Raw genomic sequence first — 19,532 nt, forward strand, 5'->3', positions numbered from 1 at the left:
CCCGCATTCCGAACTCGAAGGGAAGCTCCGCATGCCCGCTCTGACCACGTCGTCCGACGGTTTCCTCCTGCACGGCGAGCCGTTCCGGATCATCTCCGGGGCACTGCACTACTTCCGCGTCCACCCGGACCAGTGGACCGACCGGCTGCGCAAGGCGCGGCTGATGGGGCTCAACACCGTCGAGATGTACCTGCCGTGGAACCTGCACGAGCCCGAACCCGGCACGCTCGTCCTCGACGGCATGCTCGACCTGCCCCGCTTCCTGAGCCTGGCGCAGGCGGAGGGCCTGCACGTCCTGCTGCGCCCCGGGCCGTACATCTGCGCCGAATGGGACGACGGCGGGCTGCCCGCGTGGCTCCTCTCGGACCCCGGCATCCGGCTGCGCACCAGCGACCCGCGCTTCACCGAGGCCTTCGACCGCTACCTCGACCAGCTGCTGCCCCCGCTGCTGCCGCACCTCGCCGCGAACGGCGGACCGGTGATCGCCGTACAGGTGGAGAACGAGTACGGGGCCTACGGCGACGACACCGCGTACCTCAAGCATGTCGAACAGGCCCTGCGCTCCCGCGGTGTCGACGAGTTGCTGTTCACCTGCGACCAGGCCAACGCCCAGCACCTGGCCGCCGGCAGCCTGCCCGGCACGGTCGCCACCGGCACCTTCGGCAGCCGGGTCGAGGAACATCTGGCCGCGCTGCGCGCCCACCGGCCCGAGGGCCCGCTGATGTGCGCGGAGTTCTGGATCGGCTGGTTCGACCACTGGGGCGGGCCCCACCATGTGCGGTCGGCCGAGGACGCGGCGGCCGACCTGGACCGGCTGTTGTCCGCGGGGGCCTCCGTCAACATCTACATGTTCCACGGCGGCACCAACTTCGGCTTCACCAACGGTGCCAACCACAAGCACGCCTACGAGCCGACCGTGACGTCGTACGACTACGACGCCCCGCTCACCGAATGCGGCGACCCGGGCCCCAAGTACCACGCGTTCCGCGAGGTCATCGCCCGGCACGCGTCCGTCCCCGAGGAGCCGGCTCCCGCGCCGGGCCCCAAACTCCCGCCCACCGCTGTCGAGTTGGACCGCCGGGCGCCGCTGCTGCCGTATCTCCGCACCCTGGACGGAGCGGTGCGCACCCAGGACCCGGTGACGATGAACGAGCTCGGGGCGCACTCCGGGTACGTCCTCTACCGCACCACCGTTCCCGCCTCCGGCGACGGTCTGCTGCACTTCGCGGGCGGCGTCGGCGACCGCGCCCAGGTCTTCGTGGACGGTGCCTCCGTCGGCGTACTGGAACGCAAGCGCCACGACGAGACGCTGCCCGTGCGGGTGCCGAAGCCCGGTGCCGTCCTCGAGGTCCTGGTCGAGAACCAGGGCGGGGTCAACTACGGGCCGCGCATCGGGGCGCCGAAGGGACTGCTCGGCCCGGTGTCCTTCCAGGGCGCCGCCCTGCACGACTGGGAGTGCCGGCCCCTCCCGCTGGGCGACCTGGGCGCGGTGCCGTTCGTGCCGTCCGACGCGGACGCGGACGCCGTGCCCGCCTTCCACCACGGGACGTTCGAGGTGGACACCCCGGCCGACACGTTCCTCGCCCTGCCCGGCTGGACCAAGGGCCAGGCGTGGGTCAACGGCTTCCATCTCGGCCGCTACTGGAACCGCGGCCCGCAGCACACGCTGTACGTCCCCGGCCCGGTGCTGCGCCCCGGCACCAACGAGCTCGTCGTGCTGGAGCTGCACGCCACGACCGGCACCCGCGCGCAGCTCACCGACACCCCCGACCTCGGACCGGAGAACGACTGATGGCCCACCCGCACCACCTGCGCGTCCCCTCCCCCGCCGGTCCCCCGCTCACCGGGCATCTGCCCTTCGCCGACGCGCCCGGGGTGCCCGATCCCATCGAGGTCACCAGCCGTTGGCTCACGCGCGGCGGCCGTCCCTGGTTCCCGGTCTCCGGCGAGTTCCACTACTCCCGCTACCCGGCCGCGGAGTGGGAGGAGGAGCTGCTGAAGATGAAGGCGGGCGGGGTGAGCGCCGTCGCCAGCTACATCATCTGGATCCACCACGAGGAGATCGAGGGCCGTGTCCGCTTCGACGGCGACCGCGACCTGCGCGGCTTCGCCGAGCTGTGTGCCCGGCACGGCCTGGACTTCATCCCGCGCATCGGTCCCTGGTCCCACGCGGAGGTCCGGGGCGGCGGCCTGCCCGACTGGCTGCTGGCCCGCGACTGCACCCCGCGCACCGACGACCCGGCCTATCTGGAGCCCGTGCGTGCCTGGTTCGCGGCCATCGCCGAGCAGTTGCACGGCCTGGACCGGGCCCACGGCGGCCCGATCGTGGCGATCCAGATCGAGAACGAGCTCTACGACCAGCCCGGCCACCTCCTCACCCTCAAGCGGATGGCCCAGGAGGCCGGGCTGAGCGCCCCGCTGTGGACGTCGACCGCCTGGGGCGGGGTCCGGCTCCCGCCGGACGAGTTGCTTCCGCTGTACGGCGGCTACACCGAGACCTTCTGGACCGAGGCCGACGGCGGCTGGCCCGACACCTGCCGCAAGCACTTCTTCTTCACCCACCAGCGCGACGACGAGGGCATCGGCGCCGACCTCAGGCCGACGACCGTGCGCGGCGGCACCCCGGACGCCTACGCCGGCCGTTTCCCGTGGGCCACCTGCGAGTTGGGCGGCGGCATGGCGGTGTCGTACCACCGCCGGCCGCGCGTCGACGCCGACGACATCGGCGCGCTCGGCCTCACCAAGATCGGCTGCGGCTCGGTCTGGCAGGGCTTCTACATGTTCCACGGCGGCACGAACCCGACCGGGGAGCTCACCACCCTGCAGGAGTCCCACGCCACCGGCTATCCCAACGACCTGCCGGTCCTGACGTACGACTTCCAGGCGCCGCTCGGCGAGTACGGCCAGTACCGGCGGACGTACCACGAACTGCGGCTCCAGCACCTGCTGCTGGCCGACTTCGGCGACCGCATCGCACCCATGGAGTCCGTGCTGCCGGAGCGCCGGCCGAGCGGGCAGGACGACCGCGACACCCTGCGGTGGGCCGTGCGCACCGACGGCGCCTCGGGCTTCCTGTTCGTCAACAACCACCAGCCGCACGAGCCGCTGCCCGACCATCCCGAGACGTCGTTCACCGTCGAATTCCCCGGTGACGGAGGCTCCTTGACCCTGCCGACCCTCCCCGTCACCGTGCCCCGCGGCGCCTACTTCTGCTGGCCGCTGCGGCTCGACGTGGCGGGTCTGCGGCTGGAGTGGGCCACCGCCCAGCCGGTGTGCACGGTCGACGTGGACGGCCGTACGGTCCTGGTGCTGGCCGCGACCGAGGGCATCGACCCCGAACTGGCCCTGGACGCTTCGACGGTGACGTCGGTCAGCACGCCGTCCGGGGACGTCACTCCCGTCGGCGGCCGGGTGCTGGTCAGCGGACTGCGACCCGGTACCGACGCGCTGGTCGAGGTGGAGACGGCGGACGGCGGCCGGGTCGGTCTGCTGGTCCTGGACGCGGCGACGGCACGCACCGCCTACCGGGGTGTGGCCTGGGGCGCCGAGCGGCTGGTGCTGTGCGAGGCGGGTGTCGTCTTCGACCCGTCCGGCCGGGAGGAGGTACGGCTGCACGGCTCGGACGCGCCGGTGTCGTTCGCGGTGCTGCCCGCGCCGGAGCAGGCGCCGGTGGTGGACGGGGCGGCGGTGAGCGCGGCGGCGGACGGGATGTTCACCCGGTACGCGGTCGAGGTCGACACAGATGCCGGTGCCGGTGCCGGTGCCGGTGACACCTCAGTGCCGGTCACCCTGGTACGGCCCGCCGGGCCCGCCCCCGACACCGCCACCGGCGTGCTGGACCGGGCGAGCGCGCCCGCGGACAAGCACTTCGACACCGTGGCCGCCGAGTACCGCGTCGACGTCCCGGACGACCTGCCGCCGGGGACGATCCTGCGCCTGCACTGGAGCGGGGACGTGGGGCGGGCGTACGTGGGCGACACGCTCGTCGCCGACCAGTACTTCTCCGGGCTCGCCTGGGACATCGGCGTCGACCGGCTGCCCGCCGACACCCTGCGCGCCGAGGGCCTGCGGCTGCGGGTGCTGCCGCTGCACCCTGACGCGCCCGTGTACGTGCCCCGGGAAGCGGCCGGTGCCGCAGAGAGCGTCGCCATCACGCACGCCGAGTGGATCACCCGCCGCCGCTGGTCCGTCCGGGCCGGCTGAGACGCCGTCCCACGCGTGGTCCCGAGGGCTCGGCTCCCCCGAGTCCTCGGGACCGTCCCGCCTATGCTGTGGTCCTGCCGGGCGGGACCAGGCCGCCGTAACGACGTCGAGGAAACTGCCACCATGACCCGAAGCGCCGCCGACGGAGCGGTTCCGAAGTGGCGCAGCAGACGGAACTTCGCGGGCTCGCGTCCCGTGATGGACGACGTGGCCCGGCTGGCCGGAGTCTCCAAGCAGACCGTCTCCCGCGTGCTCAACGACCACCCGTCCGTCCGCCCCGCGACACGCGAGGCGGTCGTCCAGGCCATGCGCACACTCGGCTACCGGCCCAGCCGCAGCGCCAGGTCGCTGGCCAGCGGGCGAACCCGGATGCTCGGGGTCATCTCCTTCGACGCCGCCCGCTACGGACCCGCCTCCATCCTCACCGCGATCAACACGGCGGCGCAGGAGGCCGGCTACCTGGTGAGCTCCATCGCCCTCGACACGGCCGACCACGACACGGTGGTCGAGGCCGTGGACCGGCTGTCGGCCGAGGGCGCGGACGGCGTGATCGCCATCGCCCCGCAGCTGTGGGTGGGCCGGGCGCTGGCCGACACCCACCTCGACACCCCGCTGGTGGTGCTGGAGAACGGCCTCGACACCGAGACCCACCTGGTCACCGGCGACTCCCGGGCCGGGGCCCGCAAGGCCACCGAGCACCTGCTCGGGCTCGGCCACTCCACCGTCTGGCACCTCGCGGGCCCCACCGGCTGGACCTCGGCCGACCATCGGCGGACCAGTTGGCGTTCGACCCTGGAGGCGGCCGGTGCCCACGTCCCCGAGCCGCTCGTCGGGGACTGGAGCGCCGACTCCGGCTACGACCTGGGGCGCCGGCTGGCCGCCCGGCCGGACGTCACGGCGGTGTTCGTCTCCAACGACCAGATGGCGCTCGGCGTCCTGCACGCCCTGCACGAGGCCGGGCGGCCGGTGCCGGACGAGGTCAGCGTGGTCGGCTACGACGACATCCCGGAGGCCGCCCATCTGCTGCCTCCGCTGACCACCGTCCGTACCGACTTCGCGGAGATCGGCACCCGCTCCCTGCGGCTCCTGCTGAACCGCATCGACGGCTCCACCGAGCCGCCGAAGCCCGAGTCGCTCGTCCCCGTCGACCTCGTCGTCCGCCGCAGCAGCGGACCGGCGCCGCGCTGAGGGTCGGATCAGCAGCCGGCCGAGCCCGACGGCGAGGCGGACGCGAGGTATGCCGAGTCGATCCGGTACACGCCCGGAGTGTCGACGGTCAGGCGCGTGAACTCGCCCTCCTCCCGCAGGCAGGCGCCCTCGACGCGCAGCCACGGCGAGTACGCCACCCGCACGGTCACCGAACCCGGCTTCGGTATCCGTACGTCGAGCGCGGCGTCCGAGGTGCGCACGACGGTGGCGGGCGCCGACACCAGCGGCACCGCGTCACGCACCCGGTACACCCGCCAGTGCGCGTCGCTCCACACGGGTTCCAGCCACGCGGGCAGGCTGTCGCGCAGCAGGCGTGCCTCGGCCTCCCCGAACCGGTCGGGTTCGGCTTCGGGCAGCACGACGAAGCCGACGGCCCAGTGGTCCAACCAGGCGCGGTACGTCGTCGGGGTGAGCGTGCCGTCGTAGAAGAGGCGGCCGCGGGTCATGTCGAGCTGGGTGTTCCAGCCGCGTGCCAGATTCACGTACGGGGCCAGCACGGCGGACTCGCGGTGGTCGTGGGCCGGGACGACCTCCACCCGGGTGCGGTCGGCGCCGAGCCGGTCCAGGGCCCGTACGACACCCTGGCTGTCGGCGGCCCAGGCCGGGACCTGCCCCGTCCCCCGCAGGAACGAGGTGGGCGTGCCCGATCCCAGCCAGAGCAGGGAGCCGGCGAGCGCCACGGCCAGCGCACCGCGCCCGTACCGGGGCCGCCGGTCCGCCGAGAGCACGGCGGCGAGCAGCACGGCGGGCGCGAACAGCAGGGCGAACCGCTCCACGTTGGCGCCGATCGGCGAGGGGATCAGGTACGTCAGGAGGACACCCACCGCGTATACGGCACCGCCCAGCCGCACCACCCGCCAGCGGCGCGGCGAGAAGACCGCCACGGCCACGCCCAGCAGCGCGGGCCACGGGATCCGACCCGCCGCCATCGGCTCCTCCCCATGGAAGGGGAACATCAGCGTGGTCGTCCCCACCACCAGGAACGGCGGGACCGTCAGCGCGGCGGCCCGCTTCCAGTCGCGGAGCAGGCCGTAGGCCGCGCCCGCCACGACGAGGAAGAGCCCGGCCACCGGGCTGCCCGCCGTCGCGAGCATCGCGTACCCGGCGGCCAGCCACACGCGCCGCTCACCCACCAGCAGCACACAAGCGGCGAGAGCGAAGGCGACGCCGAGCGCGAAGGTCACGCGTCCCGCCGCGATGTTGACCCAGAGGCCGAACGCGGCCATCAGGGCCGGAGGCAGCGGGCGCCGGATCCCGGACCGTTCGAAGAGGACCGCGGCCAGCCACCCGGCGGCCAGTCCGGAGGCGACGCCGATCGTGCGCACGCCGAAGAAGCCCATCAGGTACGGGGAGATCACGCTGTAGTTCGCGGTGTGGATCCCGCCGAACCAGAACAGGCCGTAGGCGGAATCGCCGTGCTCGGCGGCGAACCGTGCCCAGGTCTCCTGGGCCGCGAGATCTCCGCCGCCGTTGGCGCGGAAGAGCGCCCACACCAGATACAGCGGCAGCATGGTCACGGTGGCGAGCAGCGGCACACGTCGACGACGCAGAAACGATGCGACCCGGCGGTACGGCGGCTTCCGAGGCGGGGCGGCGATGTCCGCCGGGGCAGGGGCCGACGCGGCACGAACTGTCATCAGGCGGCGTCTCCGTTCGGACGAGGTCGCAGCCTGGTCGGCCGCCGGGAACGGGGCGCGAACGACCGGGACACCACGGCGCCGATGCCGTGCGCAGGAATCACCTGGTCAGAGGCTTTCTCCGGCTGCGATCTCATTCTTGGCGGCGGCCGGAGCTCGCGTCATCGGCCGATCGGCCAGAGGCATCCGCGGTCGGGCGGCCGGGCATCGGCCTTATGACCGAGGTGCCGTCAACGGCCGCTGTGGGCCTCGCCTGCCTGTCGGGGCACTAGCGTTCGAACACCCAGGTGATGGAGTCGCTCGTCGCGCTGACGGTCCGCACGGGGACGTCGATCAGCGAGCCGTCGGCACTCGTGCCGTGGCAGGTGAGGGTGGCTCCGGCGACGGCCTTCAGCGCGGCCGGGCAGGACAGGTCGCCGATCGATGTCCCGACCCAGGGTAGCGGGTGGTACATGCCCAGCGTCCGCCCCGCGACGATGTTGGGTTTCAGGGCCTGCTGACCGTCGATTGTCACAGCGCTGAACTTGTCCAACGAGGTGGTCGACTCCGTACCGCTGAGCTCGTGGGTGACCAGGACGAGGGGTACGACGACGACCGCCACGCCCACGACGGCACCGAGGACCTTGCTCCGCACCGAAACTCCTGACCGCAGCCCCGTAACCGGCGGCAGCGTAGTGAAAGAAGCGGTCGCCGGCCATGCCGTAGGACACAGCTTGGGGTCGCGTCGCCCCACCTTCCCACGACTCCCGCAGGTGGCCGGTTTTCTGCGCTTGATCCCGGCCGGATGTCTTGATCCATCCGGAAAAACGGGCAGCGAACGGGCACACCTCGGTCGGCGAATGGGCAGCAGCCTCCCCCGCCGCAGGACCCTCCACCGCGTCACCCAGGGGCTCCGCACTCCGGAAACCGGGCATATTCGGTCACGAGCTGCTCTACGACGAACCTGGCCAGTACGGGCAATCGCCTTGTAGAAATTGGGCCAACGGGGCTCGAACGGGCCGGTGCTCCGGGAGCCAGCCGGCGCGGGCACAACGCGCGGAGCCGTGAAACGGAAGGTGTCGCCGTGGACGCCGAGGAACGAAGACGCGGAATCCTGGAAACGGCACGCCGTTCCGGATCCGTGGATGTCGGAAAGCTCGCTGCCGGCCTCGGGGTCTCGAAGGAGACCGTGAGGCGTGATCTGAACCTGTTGGAGGGACACGGGCTGGTCCGGCGGACCCATGGCGGTGCGCATCCCGTGGAGAGCGCGGGCTTCGAGACCACGCTCGCCTTCCGTACCACCATGCACGTCCCCGAGAAGGCCCGGATCGCGGCCGCCGCGGCCGCACTGCTCGGGGACGCCGGGACCGTCTACATCGACGAGGGCTACACCCCGCAGCTCATCGCCGCCGCCCTGCCCCGCGACCGGCCACTGACCGTGGTCACCTCCTCGCTGGCCACCGCAGGTGACCTGGCTTCGACCGAGAACATCAGCGTGCTGCTGCTCGGCGGCCGGGTACGTGGCGGCACGCTGGCCACAGTCGACCACTGGGCGACCCGCATGCTGTCCGGCTTCGTCATCGACCTGGCGTACATCGGCGCGAACGGCATCTCCCGCGAGTACGGATGCACCACGCCCGATCCCGCGGTCAGCGAGGTGAAGGCCGAGGTCATGCGGGTCGCCAAACGCCGGGTGTTCTCCGGCGTCCACATGAAATTCGGTGCCGTGAGCTTCTGTCGATTCGCGAACGTGACGGACTTTGAGGCCATCGTCACCGACACGGGGCTGCACACCTCCGAGGCCCACCGCTACGCACTGCTGGGTCCCCAGGTCATCCAGGCCTGAGCCGCAGTTCCTCTCCCCGTCCCACCCCGTAAGGCCGGGGTCCTGGTTCCCCATGCCCTCGAACACTCCCTGGAGTCAGTCATGCGCACACGAAGAATGATCCACGTCCTCGGCACGGCCACGGCCGCAGGCTCGCTGCTGGTCTCCTGCAGCGGGGCGGGCGGCTCCTCGAGCTCCTGTGGCGGCAAGAGCATCAATGTGCTGATGGTCGGCAACCCGCAGATGGAGGACATCGCGCAGCTGACGAAGAGCACGTTCACGAAGGACACCGGCATCAAGGTCAACTTCACGATCCTTCCCGAGAACGAGCTGCGCGACAAGGTCACCCAGGACATCGCAACGCAGGCCGGCCAGTACGACGTCGCCACCGTCGGGGCCTACGAGGTGCCTGTCTGGCACGAGAACGGCTGGCTGCACGAGCTGGACTCCTACGCCGACAAGGACACCGCATTCGACAAGGGCGACCTGCTGAAGCCGATGGTGCAGTCGCTGTCCGGCTCGGACGGCAAGATGTACGCGCTGCCCTTCTACGGGGAGTCCTCCTTCCTGATGTACAACAAGGAGGTCATGGCGGAGAAGGGCATCACGGTGCCCGAACGGCCGACCTGGCAGCAGGTCGCCGACATCGCCGCCAAGGCCGACGGCGCCCGTCCCGGGATGAAGGGCATCTGTCTGCGCGGTCTGCCAGGTTGGGGTGAGCTGGGCGCGCCGCTGACTACCATGGTCAACACCTTCGGCGGCACCTGGTTCACCAAGGACTGGAAGGCGCAGGTCAACAGCCCCGAGTTCAAGAAGGCGACGAACTTCTACGTCGATCTGGTCAGGAAGCACGGTGAGGCGGGGGCCCCGCAGGCCGGGTTCACCGAGTGCCTGAACGCCATGAGCCAGGGCAAGGTCGCGATGTGGTACGACGCGACCAGCGCGGCCGGGTCGCTGGAGGACCCCAAGGTCAGCAAGGTCGCCGGCAAGGCCGGGTACGCCTACGCACCGGTGGTGGAGACCAAGAACAGCGGCTGGCTGTGGACATGGGCGTGGGCCATGCCCAAGACCACGAAGAAGGCCGACGCCGCCTCGCAGTTCATGCTGTGGGCCTCCAGCAAGAAGTACGAGCAGCTCGTCGGCGAGAAGCTCGGCTGGCCCCGCGTCCCGGCCGGAAAGCGGTCCAGCACCTACGAGATCCCCGAGTACGAGAAGGCCTCCCAGGCCTTTGGTGACATCACCCTGAACTCCATCCAGGAGGCCGACCCGACCAACCCGGGTGTGCAGCCCCGCCCCACGGTCGGCGTCCAGTTCGTGGCCGTCCCCGAGTTCCAGGATCTGGGGACGAAGGTGACCCAGGAGATCTCCGCGGCCATCGCCGGCCAGACCAGCGTGGACAAGGCACTGAACGACGGCCAGAAGCTCGCCGAGGAAGTCGCCGAGAAGCACCAGTGACCCGGACGTGCCCGGCCGACCCCACCCGCCGGCCGGGCACCCGCCGCGACCCGACCGCGACCCGGCCGTCACCGGCCAAGGAAAGCCTCATGACCACGCTCATCAACACATCCAGAACAGCACCACCTCCGGTGCGTCCGCGAACATCCACCGTCATCAGCAAATGGCGGCGGCGCGCTCCGCTGCTGCCCGCGCTGATCTTCACCATCGTCGTCACGCAGCTGCCCTTCGTGGCCACGCTCGTGATCTCCACCTTCCAGTGGAACATCCTGCAACCGGGCGACCGGCACTTCACCGGTCTGGACAATTACGGAACCGTCTTCACCGATGGGCGGCTGCGCGCGGCCGTGCTCAACACCGTCGTCCTCACCGCGTCGGTGGTCATCATCAGCGTCGTCCTCGGCCTGGCTCTGGCACTGCTGCTCGACCGCCGGTTCGCCGGCCGGGGACTGGCCCGCACCCTGCTCATCGCCCCGTTCCTCGTCATGCCGGTCGCCGCCGCGCTGCTGTGGAAGCACGCCATCTACAACCCCGACTACGGCCTGCTCAACGGCACCCTCAACGCCGTCTACCGGTTCTTCGGCGCCGACCACGGCCCCACCATCGACTGGGTGTCCAACTTCCCCATGCCGGCTGTCGTGCTGTCGCTGGTGTGGCAGTGGACCCCGTTCATGATGCTGATCCTGCTGGCGGGTCTGCAGGCGCAGCCCGGTGACGTGCTGGAGGCGGCCCGGGTGGACGGGGCGTCGGCCATGGCCACCTTCCGCCACATCACCCTGCCGCACCTGCGGCAGTACATCGAACTGGGCGTCCTGCTCGGCACGATCTACGTCGTGCAGACCTTCGACGCGGTCTACACCATCACCCAGGGCGGCCCCGGCTCCCGGACCACCAACCTGCCCTACGAGATCTACCTGACCATGTTCCGCAAGTACGAGTACGGCGAGGCGGCCGCCGCCGGTGTCGTGGTCGTACTCGGCTCCATCGTCATCGCCACCTTCGCCCTGCGCACCATCGCGTCGCTGTTCCGCGAGGAGGTATCGCGATGACCGTACGGCTCACTCCCCTGTGGACCTTCGTCGCCTGGCTCGCCACGCTGGCCTTCTTCGCACCTGTGGCGTGGATGGTGCTCACCTCCTTCCACCAGGAGGCCGACGCGGCGACCAACCCGCCCAGCCTGCTGGCCCCCCTCACCCTCGACCAGTACAAGCTGCTGTTCAGCCGGGACATCACGCCGTTCCTCCTCAACTCGGCCATGGCCAGCGTCCTTTCGACGCTGCTCGTCCTCGCCCTGGCGGTGCCGACGGCCTACGCGCTGTCCATCAAGCCGGTCGAGAAGTGGACCGACGTGATGTTCTTCTTCCTGTCCACCAAGTTCCTCCCGGCCATCGCGGCCCTGCTGCCGGTGTACCTGATCGTCAAGGACATCGGGATGCTCGACAACGTGTGGACACTGATCGTGCTCTACACCGCCATGAACCTCCCGATCGCGGTGTGGATGATGCGCTCGTTCCTCGCCGAGGTCCCCAGGGAGATCCTGGAGGCGGCCGAGATGGACGGGGCCAACCTGCTCACCGTGCTGTGGCGGGTCGTCGCGCCGATCGCCATGCCCGGACTCGCCGCCACCTCGCTGATCTGCTTCATCTTCAGCTGGAACGAGTTCATGTTCGCCGTCAACCTCACCGCGACGCAGGCATCCACCGCGCCGGTGTTCCTGGTCGGCTTCATCACCAGCGAGGGCCTCTTCCTCGCCCGGCTCTGCGCGGCGGCCACGCTGGTGTCGCTGCCGGTCCTCATCGCCGGTTTCGCCGCCCAGGACAAACTGGTCCGCGGCCTCTCCCTAGGAGCAGTCAAGTGAAAGCCGCTGTCATCGAAGCCCCCGGCAAGGTCAGCGTCACCACGGTCCCCGACCCCACCCCCGGGCCGCGCGAGGTCGTGATCGACGTGGCGGCCTGCGGGTTGTGCGGGACCGATCTGCACATCCTGCAGGGCGAGTTCGCACCGACCCTGCCGGTCGTGCCGGGCCACGAGTTCGCCGGGGAGGTCGTGGGCCTCGGCAGCGAGGTCACCGAACTCACGATCGGCGACCGGGTCGCCGTGGACCCCTCGCTGTACTGCAACGAGTGCCGCTACTGCCGGGCGGGACGCAACAACCTCTGCGACCGGTGGCAGGCGATCGGCGTGACCGTGGCCGGTGGCGCCGCCGAGTACGCCGTGGCGCCCGTCGCCAACTGCGTACGGCTGCCGGACCACGTGGACGTCCAGGACGCGGCGCTGATCGAGCCGCTGTCCTGCGCCGTACGCGGCTACGACGTGCTCAGCAGCAGGCTCGGCTCCCATGTGCTGATCTACGGCAGCGGGACGATGGGCCTGATGATGCTGGAGCTGGCCAAGCGCACCGGTGCCACCTCGGTGGATGTCGTCGACGTCAACGCCGAGCGGCTGGCGACGGCTGAGAAGCTGGGCTGTTCCCGTGCGGCGCTGTCGGCCGACGAGATGGGGCGACCGGGTGGCTGGGATGTGGTGGTCGACGCGACCGGCAACGCCGCGGCCATCCAGGACGGCCTGGAACGGGTCGCCAAAGCCGGGACATTTCTGCAGTTCGGGGTCTCCGACTACGCGACCACGGCCACCATTTCGCCGTACCGCATCTACAACGAGGAGATCACCATCACCGGTTCCATGGCGGTGCTGCACAGCTATGAGCGCGCGGCGGAACTGTTCGCCACCGGGGTACTCGATCCCCAGGTCTTCATCAGCCACCGGCTGCCGCTGACGGAGTACCCGCAGGCACTGGACCGGTTCGCCGCCGGCCAGGGACGCAAGATCGTCGTGCTTCCCTGACCTGTGTCTGAGGGCTCACGCCAGCCATAATGAAGTCATGTCCTCCAGCCCACAGCATCCCGCACCACAAGAGACCGCCCAGGCAATGGATCACTCCCCGAATCTCTCCGGTAGCGTCAAGGTATGAGCCATCCACACCCAGAGCTGACCACCGCCCCACCCCTGCCCGAGGGAGGGCTGCGGGTCGTCGCCCTGGGCGGCCTGGGTGAGATCGGCCGCAACATGACCGTCTTCGAACACGCGGGCAAGCTGCTGATCGTCGACTGCGGTGTGCTGTTCCCGGAGGAGACCCAGCCCGGCGTGGACGTGATCCTGCCGGACTTCACCTCGATCCGGGAGCGCTTGAACGACGTCGTGGCCGTCGTGCTCACCCATGGGCACGAGGACCACATCGGGGGCGTGCCGTATCTGCTGCGCGAGCGGTCCGACATTCCGGTCGTCGGATCGAAGCTGACGCTCGCGTTCCTGGAGGCCAAGCTCAAGGAGCACGGCATCCGGCCGCGCACGGTGCGGGTACGCGAGGGCGACCGGCGCGGGTTCGGACCCTTCGACTGCGAGTTCGTGGCGGTCAACCACTCGATCCCGGACGGTCTCGCGGTCGCGATCCGCACCGGCGCCGGGATGGTGCTGCACACCGGCGACTTCAAGATGGACCAGTTTCCGCTGGATGACCGCATCACCGACCTGCGTGCCTTCGCCCGCCTCGGCGAGGAGGGCGTCGACCTCTTCCTCACCGACTCCACCAACGCCGAGGTGCCCGGCTTCACCACGTCCGAGCGCGAGCTGAACCCGGCGATCGAGCAGGTGATGCGGACCGCCCCGCGCCGGGTGATCGTCTCCAGTTTCGCCAGCCATGTGCACCGCATCCAGCAGGTCCTGGACGCCGCGCACCAGCACGGCCGCAAGGTCGCCTTCGTGGGCCGCTCCATGGTCCGGAACATGGGGATCGCCCGCGACCTCGGTTACCTGAAGGTGCCCTCGGGCCTGGTGGTGAGTACCAAGGAAATGGAGAAGCTGGCGGACCACAAGATCACGCTGGTGTGCACCGGGTCCCAGGGCGAGCCGATGGCGGCTCTGTCCCGGATGGCCAACCGCGACCACGTGATCCGCATCGGCAAGGGCGACACCGTCCTGCTCGCCAGCTCCCTCATTCCCGGCAACGAGAACGCCATCTACCGGGTGATCAACGGCCTGACCCGCTGGGGCGCCAACGTCGTCCACAAGGGCAACGCCAAGGTGCACGTGTCCGGACACGCCAGCGCCGGGGAACTCGTCTACTGCTACAACATCGTCAAACCCCGCAATGTCATGCCCGTCCACGGCGAATGGCGCCACCTGCGGGCCAACGGCGACCTCGCCATCCGTACCGGCGTCGACCCCGAGCGGGTCGTCATCGCCGAGGACGGCGTCGTCGTCGACCTCGTCGACGGCCGCGCGTCCATCACCGGCAAGGTGCCCGCGGGCAACGTCTACGTGGACGGCATGGAAGTCGGCGGCGCCACCGAAGCCTCCCTCAAGGACCGCCTCACCCTCGCCTCCGAAGGCGTGGTCACCGTCGTGGCGATCGTCGACGCCGACACCGGCTCCCTCGCCGAAGCTCCCGACTTCCTGGCCCGCGGATTCGTCCACGACGACACCACCTTCGAGCCCGTCATCCCTGTCATCGAGAAAACTCTGGCGACCGCGGCCCAGGAAGGCGTGGGAGACGCGCACCAGCTCGAACAGCTCATCGCCCGCGCCGTGGCGAACTGGGCGTTCCGGACCCACCGCCGCAAGCCCCTCATCATCCCCGTCATCATCGACGCCTGACCGGGCCCCTTCCCGAAGCAAAAAGAGACCCGGCCGCGGGCTCCCGTGGCGACGGGGAGTCCGCGGCCGGGCGTTCACCGCACCTGCCCCGTCCCCACGGGCGATGCGGACCGGGCACGCGCGCCGCACCCTGCGCGTGCCCGGGGGGCTACGGGGTGACCGCCAGTGGAGTGGTGCCCACGGTCCTGCTGCCGTCGCCGTACTCGACCAGGCCGAGGTAGGCCTGGCCGGCCTCGAGGTCGCGCCAGGAGACGGTTGCCTCGGCGGGGTCACCCGCGCTCACCCGCCGCTCGGCCGGGGTGATGGTGGCCGGCCGGTCCGGCTTGGTGTCCTTGCCGATCAGCCAGGTGTGCAGGGTGTACGTCTGGCTGGTGGCCCCCTTCGGGAGGGCGTACTGGACGACGTACACCTCGTAGGTGCCGGACTCGGTGAGGTCGACGTGCTCGTCGTTGCCGCTGGTGGGGCTGGAGAGCAGGTTGCCGTCCTTGTCGAGCACCCACAGATCCACGTCGCTGTCCGCGCGGAAGTCGGAGGGCAGGATCGCGATGCGGGTGAGATCGGTGCCGTCGGGCACGGTGACCTCGGTCCTGGCCACGGCGGCCGGCAGTGGCGACTGCGAGGGGTCGAAGTCGGGGGCGGTGCCGGTCAAAGTGCCGGTCTTCGCTGTGCCCGTGTACAGGCCGTTCACCGAGGTGGTGAGCGTGCCGTCCCACCCGGCCCGCGCGGTGACGGTGGCCGAGCCCGCAGCGCCCGTGCCGGTGATCTCAGCCGGCGCGGAGAGGCGGGTGGCACGCAACGCGACCGCGCTGTGCACCTGGTGCGTCCCGTCGCTCAAGGTGACCCTGCCGAAGGACCAGTCGCCGTAGGCGGCGTCGGTGCGAGTGAAGGTGACCTTGTAGGTGGCCGACCCGCCGGCGGGCACGACCAGCTTCTTCGGTGAGATCTCGGCCTTGTAGCCGGGCGGCGTCCGCAGCGCGGCGGTGTAGACGCCGGTCCTGCCGGTGATGTCGGTGACCGTGCGGGTGACGGTCTGCTTGCCGGCGAGGTCGCCCACCGAGATCGTCGGGGCGTTCAGGTCGCTCGCGTCGGTCTTCCTCGCGGTGGCGCAGGCGTCCGCGCCACCGATGGTCACCGGGTGGTCGCCGACAGCGCACATGTACGACGTCCAGTCGGCGGAGGTGGAGTCGTAGACCAGGCCGGGGTCGTCGGCGGCGTTCGGGACCACGTACCCGGCGCCGTAGTCGAGCGGTGTGGCCGGTCCGTCGACGTTGGCGCGGCCGATCGGCCTGCCCTTGTCGTCCTCGGTGGTCGCGGTGGTCATCAGCGCGGACTTGACCTCCATGGGAGACCAGTCGGGGTGCAGCGACCGCAGCAGCAGGGCCAGCCCGGCCACATGCGGCGCGGACATCGACGTACCGGACATGACGCCCTGCGAACCCTTGAACATGCCGCCGGAGCCGCCCGGGACGGTGCCCGCGGTGATGTCCACGCCCGGGGCCGTGATGTCGGGCTTGAGCAGGTCGCCGCCACTCTTGACGTCCGGGCCGCCGGAGGAGAATCCGGCCATCCTCGGGGCCTGTTGGCGCTCGGCGAACGCCGCGCCGATCCCGGCGGTGGCGCCACTGCCCGCACTGGCGGCGTACGCCTTGACCGCCCGGCCCGCGTCGGGGGCGAGGTAGGCGGTCGGGACGGTGTGGGCGTCGACGACCAGGTCGTCGGAGACGCTGGTGTAGTACAGGACCGTGCCTGCGCCGCCCGCCGCCTTCACCGCGTCGCTCTTGTCGAGGCGGCCGCTGCCGCCACTCGCGCAGATCACGATCGCGCCCTTGACCTTGGCCGGGTCGAGGCTGTCCGCCAGGCAGCGCGCGGCGTCGGCCGAGTCCACGCCGCTCTTGGCGGCCTTCGCCCCGTCGACGAGGGGCGCGGACGGTACGGCGGAGGGGCTGGCGCCGACGCCGGTGTAGGAGGCGCCGTTGCCGAGGGTGATGGTCGTGCGGTAGCCGAGATCGTGCGTGGAGGCGGCCACGGTGGTCACCCACGGGACGGTGTTGGAGGTGGTGCCGGGCCCGTCGTTGCCCGCGGAGGTGGAGATGAAGACGCCCGCCTTGGCCGCGTTGAACATGGCCGTGTACTCGGGAGAGGTGGTCTCCTCACCGTTGCCGGAACCGAACGAGGCGTTGATGACGTCCACGCCGTCGGACACGGCCTTCTCCAGGGCGGCGGCGATGTCCACCGTTCTGCACGAGCCGTCGAAGCAGACCTTGTACGCCGCGACGCGGGCTGCCGGAGCGATCCCGGATATACGGCCGGATATGGCGGTGTCGGGCACGGTGGCGGGCACGCCGTAGTTGCCCGCCGCGGTGGTCGCGGTGTGCGTGCCGTGGCTGTCGGCGTCCATCGGGGAGGCCCAGTCGCCCTCGCCGGGGTCGGCGAGGCCCTTGTTGAAGTACTGGGCACCGATCAGCTTGTTGTTGCAGGTGACCGGCGTGGGGGCGTCGCCGGTCTCACAGCCGCCCTTCCACTTCTTGGCGATGATCGAGGCGTCGGGACGGGGTTCCGGGAGGGCCTTGAGCGACGGATTGCCGGGGTCGATTCCGGTGTCGAGGACACCGATGATCGTGCCTGCGCCCGCGTTCCGCCGGCCGCCGGAGAACTTGGAGTACAGGCCGCCGGGCTTCTGCAGAGCGAGGAAAGCAGCAGTGTCGGCAACGGGCAGGCCGCCGGCGGCGGATGCGGCCTTCGTCGTACTCGTACTGCTCTTCGCCTTTGGCGTGCCGCTCCGGGCCGTCGTCGCACCGGACACGGCCGCAGTCGTGCCGCTCTTGGCCTCGGTCGTGGCACCGGCGGCCGTCGCGGTCTCCGCCGTGGCCGTGTCGGCCAGCCGGTGCATCTCGTTGCGGGCCAGCGAGACGACGCCGGGAGTGCGGGCCAGCTCGTTCGCCTGACGTGCCGTCAGTTTCGCGGCGAATCCGTTCAGCAGAAGCTGGTAACTGTAGAGCGGACGGACGCCGTCCACCGCGTCCAGCACCTTGTCGCGTTCCCGCTTCAGTCGGCCGGTGTAGTCGCGGACGGCTTCGGTCCGCGTGTTGAGCCTCTCGCCGGCGGCCGGTGCGGTCCTTGAGTAGGTGGCGATGGGCTTGTCCTGGAGCTGGACGAGGTAGATACCGGCGGGGTACGTCTGCCGGGCGGGGCCGGTCGGTCGGGCCGACGCCTGGTCGATCGAGGCCGGGGCGGCCGGGCCGGAGGACAGGATCAGGCCGCCGACGAGCGCCGGGGCCAGCAGGAAGGCAGCTCTGCGGCCGAGGCTGCCTCTGCCGGGTTGGTGCTGGGACAAGGTCGTTCCTTCTCGTGCGGAGTGGTCAAATCCCCGAGATCTGGGCCAACTTGATGCTCATGGGCGGGAGTTCGCACGACCGGGCCGCTGGGATGTGCCGCTCTGCGGCAGGACCGCCGCGAAGGTGCTTGCGATCACCTTGTGGCCGAGAGGGTTCGCGTGGGGGTCCCGCATGGTGCAGGCCCAGGTCAGTCGGCAGATGGTGGCCACGTTCGCGGGAACCTCGCCGTAGCCGGGCAGGCTGACGGTGCTGACGTCGCCCGAGAGGAAGGCTCCGGACACATCCGCCACGTTGAATCCGGCGGCGGCGTACACCTGCGATATGGCCGTGTTCGCAGCCTTGATGAGGGACACCGAGCCCTGGGCGGTCTGCTGCCCGGCCTCACCGCGGAGCCATTCCGCCAGGAACGGGTTGTAGTACGTCGCGCCCGCGTACCGGGTGTTCGGCGTACCCGCCTGGCGCAGGGCGCGCGTGATCCGGGCCAGGTTCGTCGGGATGGCCTGACCGGCGCGGTTCGCACAGTTCTGCTCGATGGCGCCGGTCGTGTCGTCGGCGCAGGCCAGGATGTCGTTGGCGCCGATGTCGATGGTCACGTAGCTGACGTGGCCGCGGTGCTTGGCCAAGGCCTTCACGGCGGCGTCCAGCTGGGACTTGGCGTTCGGGTAGTGGCACGTACCGCCCTCGATCAGCGATGCGGTGGTCTCCCCGGCGCAGCCGAGGCGGATGTGCTTCAGGCCGGGCTGACGCTGCTTGAGCTGTGCGTAGAGCTGGTCGGTGTAGGCGACGTGGGTGTCTTTGTTGACGTCCGGCTGGTAGCCGGAGGCAAGTGAGTCACCGATGGAGATGTAGTAGGTGGTGGCGTCCTTGCCGTTCTTCGGTGAGTGCGCGGCGGCCACGCCGGGCGTGCTCAGTACGACCGCCAAGGCGGCGGCGACGAGTTGGGGGGACTTGCGCGTGGTCGACGCTGTTGTGCTCATCGGTTACGTGCGCTCTCTTCATTTTTTGGTGGGGGGTGATTTTCCGGGCTCAACGCACCCGGTGGCCCGCGCGGTACACCGCGCGGATGTCTGTGACCGCCGAAACCTCATGGACCGGCGAACGGCCGAGTGTGCGGGGGTCGGCGTCCGCGCCGGGGCGCAGCGCACCCATCGTGAGGTTCGGCGGAACCGGTGCCGGCGTCGGTTCCGGCAACGACCCGGGCGCCCGAGGCGATGACGTTTGCCACGAGGTCCACCA

General features: G+C 70.5%; 13 protein-coding genes. 9 read left to right on the plus strand and 4 right to left on the minus strand.

Features of this window, described 5'->3' with window-relative positions; translation table 11 throughout:
* Positions 1-31 precede the first annotated feature (31 nt).
* The 3 genes from Q4V64_RS03795 to Q4V64_RS03805 all read left to right on the plus strand — a co-directional run bounded on the left by Q4V64_RS03795 (position 32) and on the right by Q4V64_RS03805 (position 5,391).
* Entirely contained in the window at positions 32-1,792 is a 1,761-nt protein-coding gene (locus Q4V64_RS03795; RefSeq protein ID WP_124437167.1) for a beta-galactosidase, read from the plus strand.
* Entirely contained in the window at positions 1,792-4,203 is a 2,412-nt protein-coding gene (locus Q4V64_RS03800; RefSeq protein ID WP_124437168.1) for a beta-galactosidase, read from the plus strand. Before Q4V64_RS03795 ends, Q4V64_RS03800 begins: the two co-directional genes overlap by 1 nt.
* 123 nt (positions 4,204-4,326) lie before the next feature.
* The gene (locus Q4V64_RS03805; RefSeq protein WP_124437169.1) at positions 4,327-5,391 is read left to right on the plus strand and encodes a LacI family DNA-binding transcriptional regulator; all 1,065 of its coding nucleotides are present in this window, start codon (positions 4,327-4,329) and stop codon (positions 5,389-5,391) included.
* An 8-nt stretch (positions 5,392-5,399) separates the two neighbouring features.
* On the opposite strand, the gene Q4V64_RS03810 is transcribed toward Q4V64_RS03805, so the two are convergent.
* Both Q4V64_RS03810 and Q4V64_RS03815 read right to left on the minus strand, forming a co-directional pair.
* Complete coding sequence (locus Q4V64_RS03810; protein WP_253266667.1) at positions 5,400-7,049, minus strand: glycosyltransferase family 87 protein; 1,650 nt, start codon at positions 7,047-7,049, stop codon at positions 5,400-5,402.
* Between the two features lie 268 nt (positions 7,050-7,317).
* A complete protein-coding gene (locus Q4V64_RS03815) occupies positions 7,318-7,683 on the minus strand; it encodes a hypothetical protein (RefSeq protein ID WP_124437170.1) in 366 nt (121 codons plus the stop codon).
* A 429-nt stretch (positions 7,684-8,112) separates the two neighbouring features.
* On the opposite strand from Q4V64_RS03815, the gene Q4V64_RS03820 reads away from it, so the two are divergent.
* From Q4V64_RS03820 to Q4V64_RS03845, 6 genes are all read left to right on the plus strand, one after another.
* Positions 8,113-8,874: a DeoR/GlpR family DNA-binding transcription regulator gene (locus Q4V64_RS03820; protein ID WP_124437171.1), complete on the plus strand. Its 762-nt coding sequence runs from the start codon at positions 8,113-8,115 to the stop codon at positions 8,872-8,874.
* Between the two features lie 96 nt (positions 8,875-8,970).
* Entirely contained in the window at positions 8,971-10,308 is a 1,338-nt protein-coding gene (locus Q4V64_RS03825; protein WP_124437218.1) for a sugar ABC transporter substrate-binding protein, read from the plus strand.
* 89 nt (positions 10,309-10,397) lie between these two features.
* A complete protein-coding gene (locus Q4V64_RS03830; RefSeq protein ID WP_124437172.1) occupies positions 10,398-11,357 on the plus strand; it encodes a sugar ABC transporter permease in 960 nt (319 codons plus the stop codon).
* The gene (locus Q4V64_RS03835) at positions 11,354-12,166 is read left to right on the plus strand and encodes a carbohydrate ABC transporter permease (RefSeq protein WP_124437173.1); all 813 of its coding nucleotides are present in this window, start codon (positions 11,354-11,356) and stop codon (positions 12,164-12,166) included. The genes Q4V64_RS03830 and Q4V64_RS03835 overlap by 4 nt, the downstream gene beginning before the upstream one ends.
* Positions 12,163-13,152: a zinc-dependent alcohol dehydrogenase family protein gene (locus Q4V64_RS03840; protein ID WP_124437174.1), complete on the plus strand. Its 990-nt coding sequence runs from the start codon at positions 12,163-12,165 to the stop codon at positions 13,150-13,152. The genes Q4V64_RS03835 and Q4V64_RS03840 overlap by 4 nt, the downstream gene beginning before the upstream one ends.
* Before the next feature lie 123 nt (positions 13,153-13,275).
* Entirely contained in the window at positions 13,276-14,961 is a 1,686-nt protein-coding gene (locus Q4V64_RS03845; RefSeq protein WP_124437175.1) for a ribonuclease J, read from the plus strand.
* A gap of 148 nt (positions 14,962-15,109) precedes the next feature.
* Here Q4V64_RS03845 and Q4V64_RS03850 read toward each other — a convergent pair whose 3' ends face one another.
* Both Q4V64_RS03850 and Q4V64_RS03855 read right to left on the minus strand, forming a co-directional pair.
* A complete protein-coding gene (locus tag Q4V64_RS03850; RefSeq protein WP_253266668.1) occupies positions 15,110-18,295 on the minus strand; it encodes a S8 family serine peptidase in 3,186 nt (1,061 codons plus the stop codon).
* 57 nt (positions 18,296-18,352) lie between these two features.
* The gene (locus tag Q4V64_RS03855) at positions 18,353-19,273 is read right to left on the minus strand and encodes an SGNH/GDSL hydrolase family protein (RefSeq protein ID WP_253266669.1); all 921 of its coding nucleotides are present in this window, start codon (positions 19,271-19,273) and stop codon (positions 18,353-18,355) included.
* Positions 19,274-19,532 lie beyond the last annotated feature (259 nt).

The sequence above is a fragment of the Streptomyces sp. NL15-2K genome (genome assembly GCF_030551255.1).
Lineage (GTDB): Bacteria > Actinomycetota > Actinomycetes > Streptomycetales > Streptomycetaceae > Streptomyces.

Bases quoted from the DNA above. Each gene is read 5' to 3' on its own strand.
- Q4V64_RS03835 (WP_124437173.1), top strand. From the start codon at position 11,354: ATGACCGTACGGCTCACTCCCCTGTGGACCTTCGTCGCCTGGCTCGCC.
- Q4V64_RS03855 (WP_253266669.1), bottom strand. From the start codon at position 19,273: ATGAGCACAACAGCGTCGACCACGCGCAAGTCCCCCCAACTCGTCGCC.
- Q4V64_RS03845 (WP_124437175.1), top strand. From the start codon at position 13,276: ATGAGCCATCCACACCCAGAGCTGACCACCGCCCCACCCCTGCCCGAG.
- Q4V64_RS03795 (WP_124437167.1), top strand. From the start codon at position 32: ATGCCCGCTCTGACCACGTCGTCCGACGGTTTCCTCCTGCACGGCGAG.
- Q4V64_RS03810 (WP_253266667.1), bottom strand. From the start codon at position 7,049: ATGACAGTTCGTGCCGCGTCGGCCCCTGCCCCGGCGGACATCGCCGCC.
- Q4V64_RS03805 (WP_124437169.1), top strand. From the start codon at position 4,327: ATGACCCGAAGCGCCGCCGACGGAGCGGTTCCGAAGTGGCGCAGCAGA.
- Q4V64_RS03825 (WP_124437218.1), top strand. From the start codon at position 8,971: ATGATCCACGTCCTCGGCACGGCCACGGCCGCAGGCTCGCTGCTGGTC.
- Q4V64_RS03830 (WP_124437172.1), top strand. From the start codon at position 10,398: ATGACCACGCTCATCAACACATCCAGAACAGCACCACCTCCGGTGCGT.
- Q4V64_RS03800 (WP_124437168.1), top strand. From the start codon at position 1,792: ATGGCCCACCCGCACCACCTGCGCGTCCCCTCCCCCGCCGGTCCCCCG.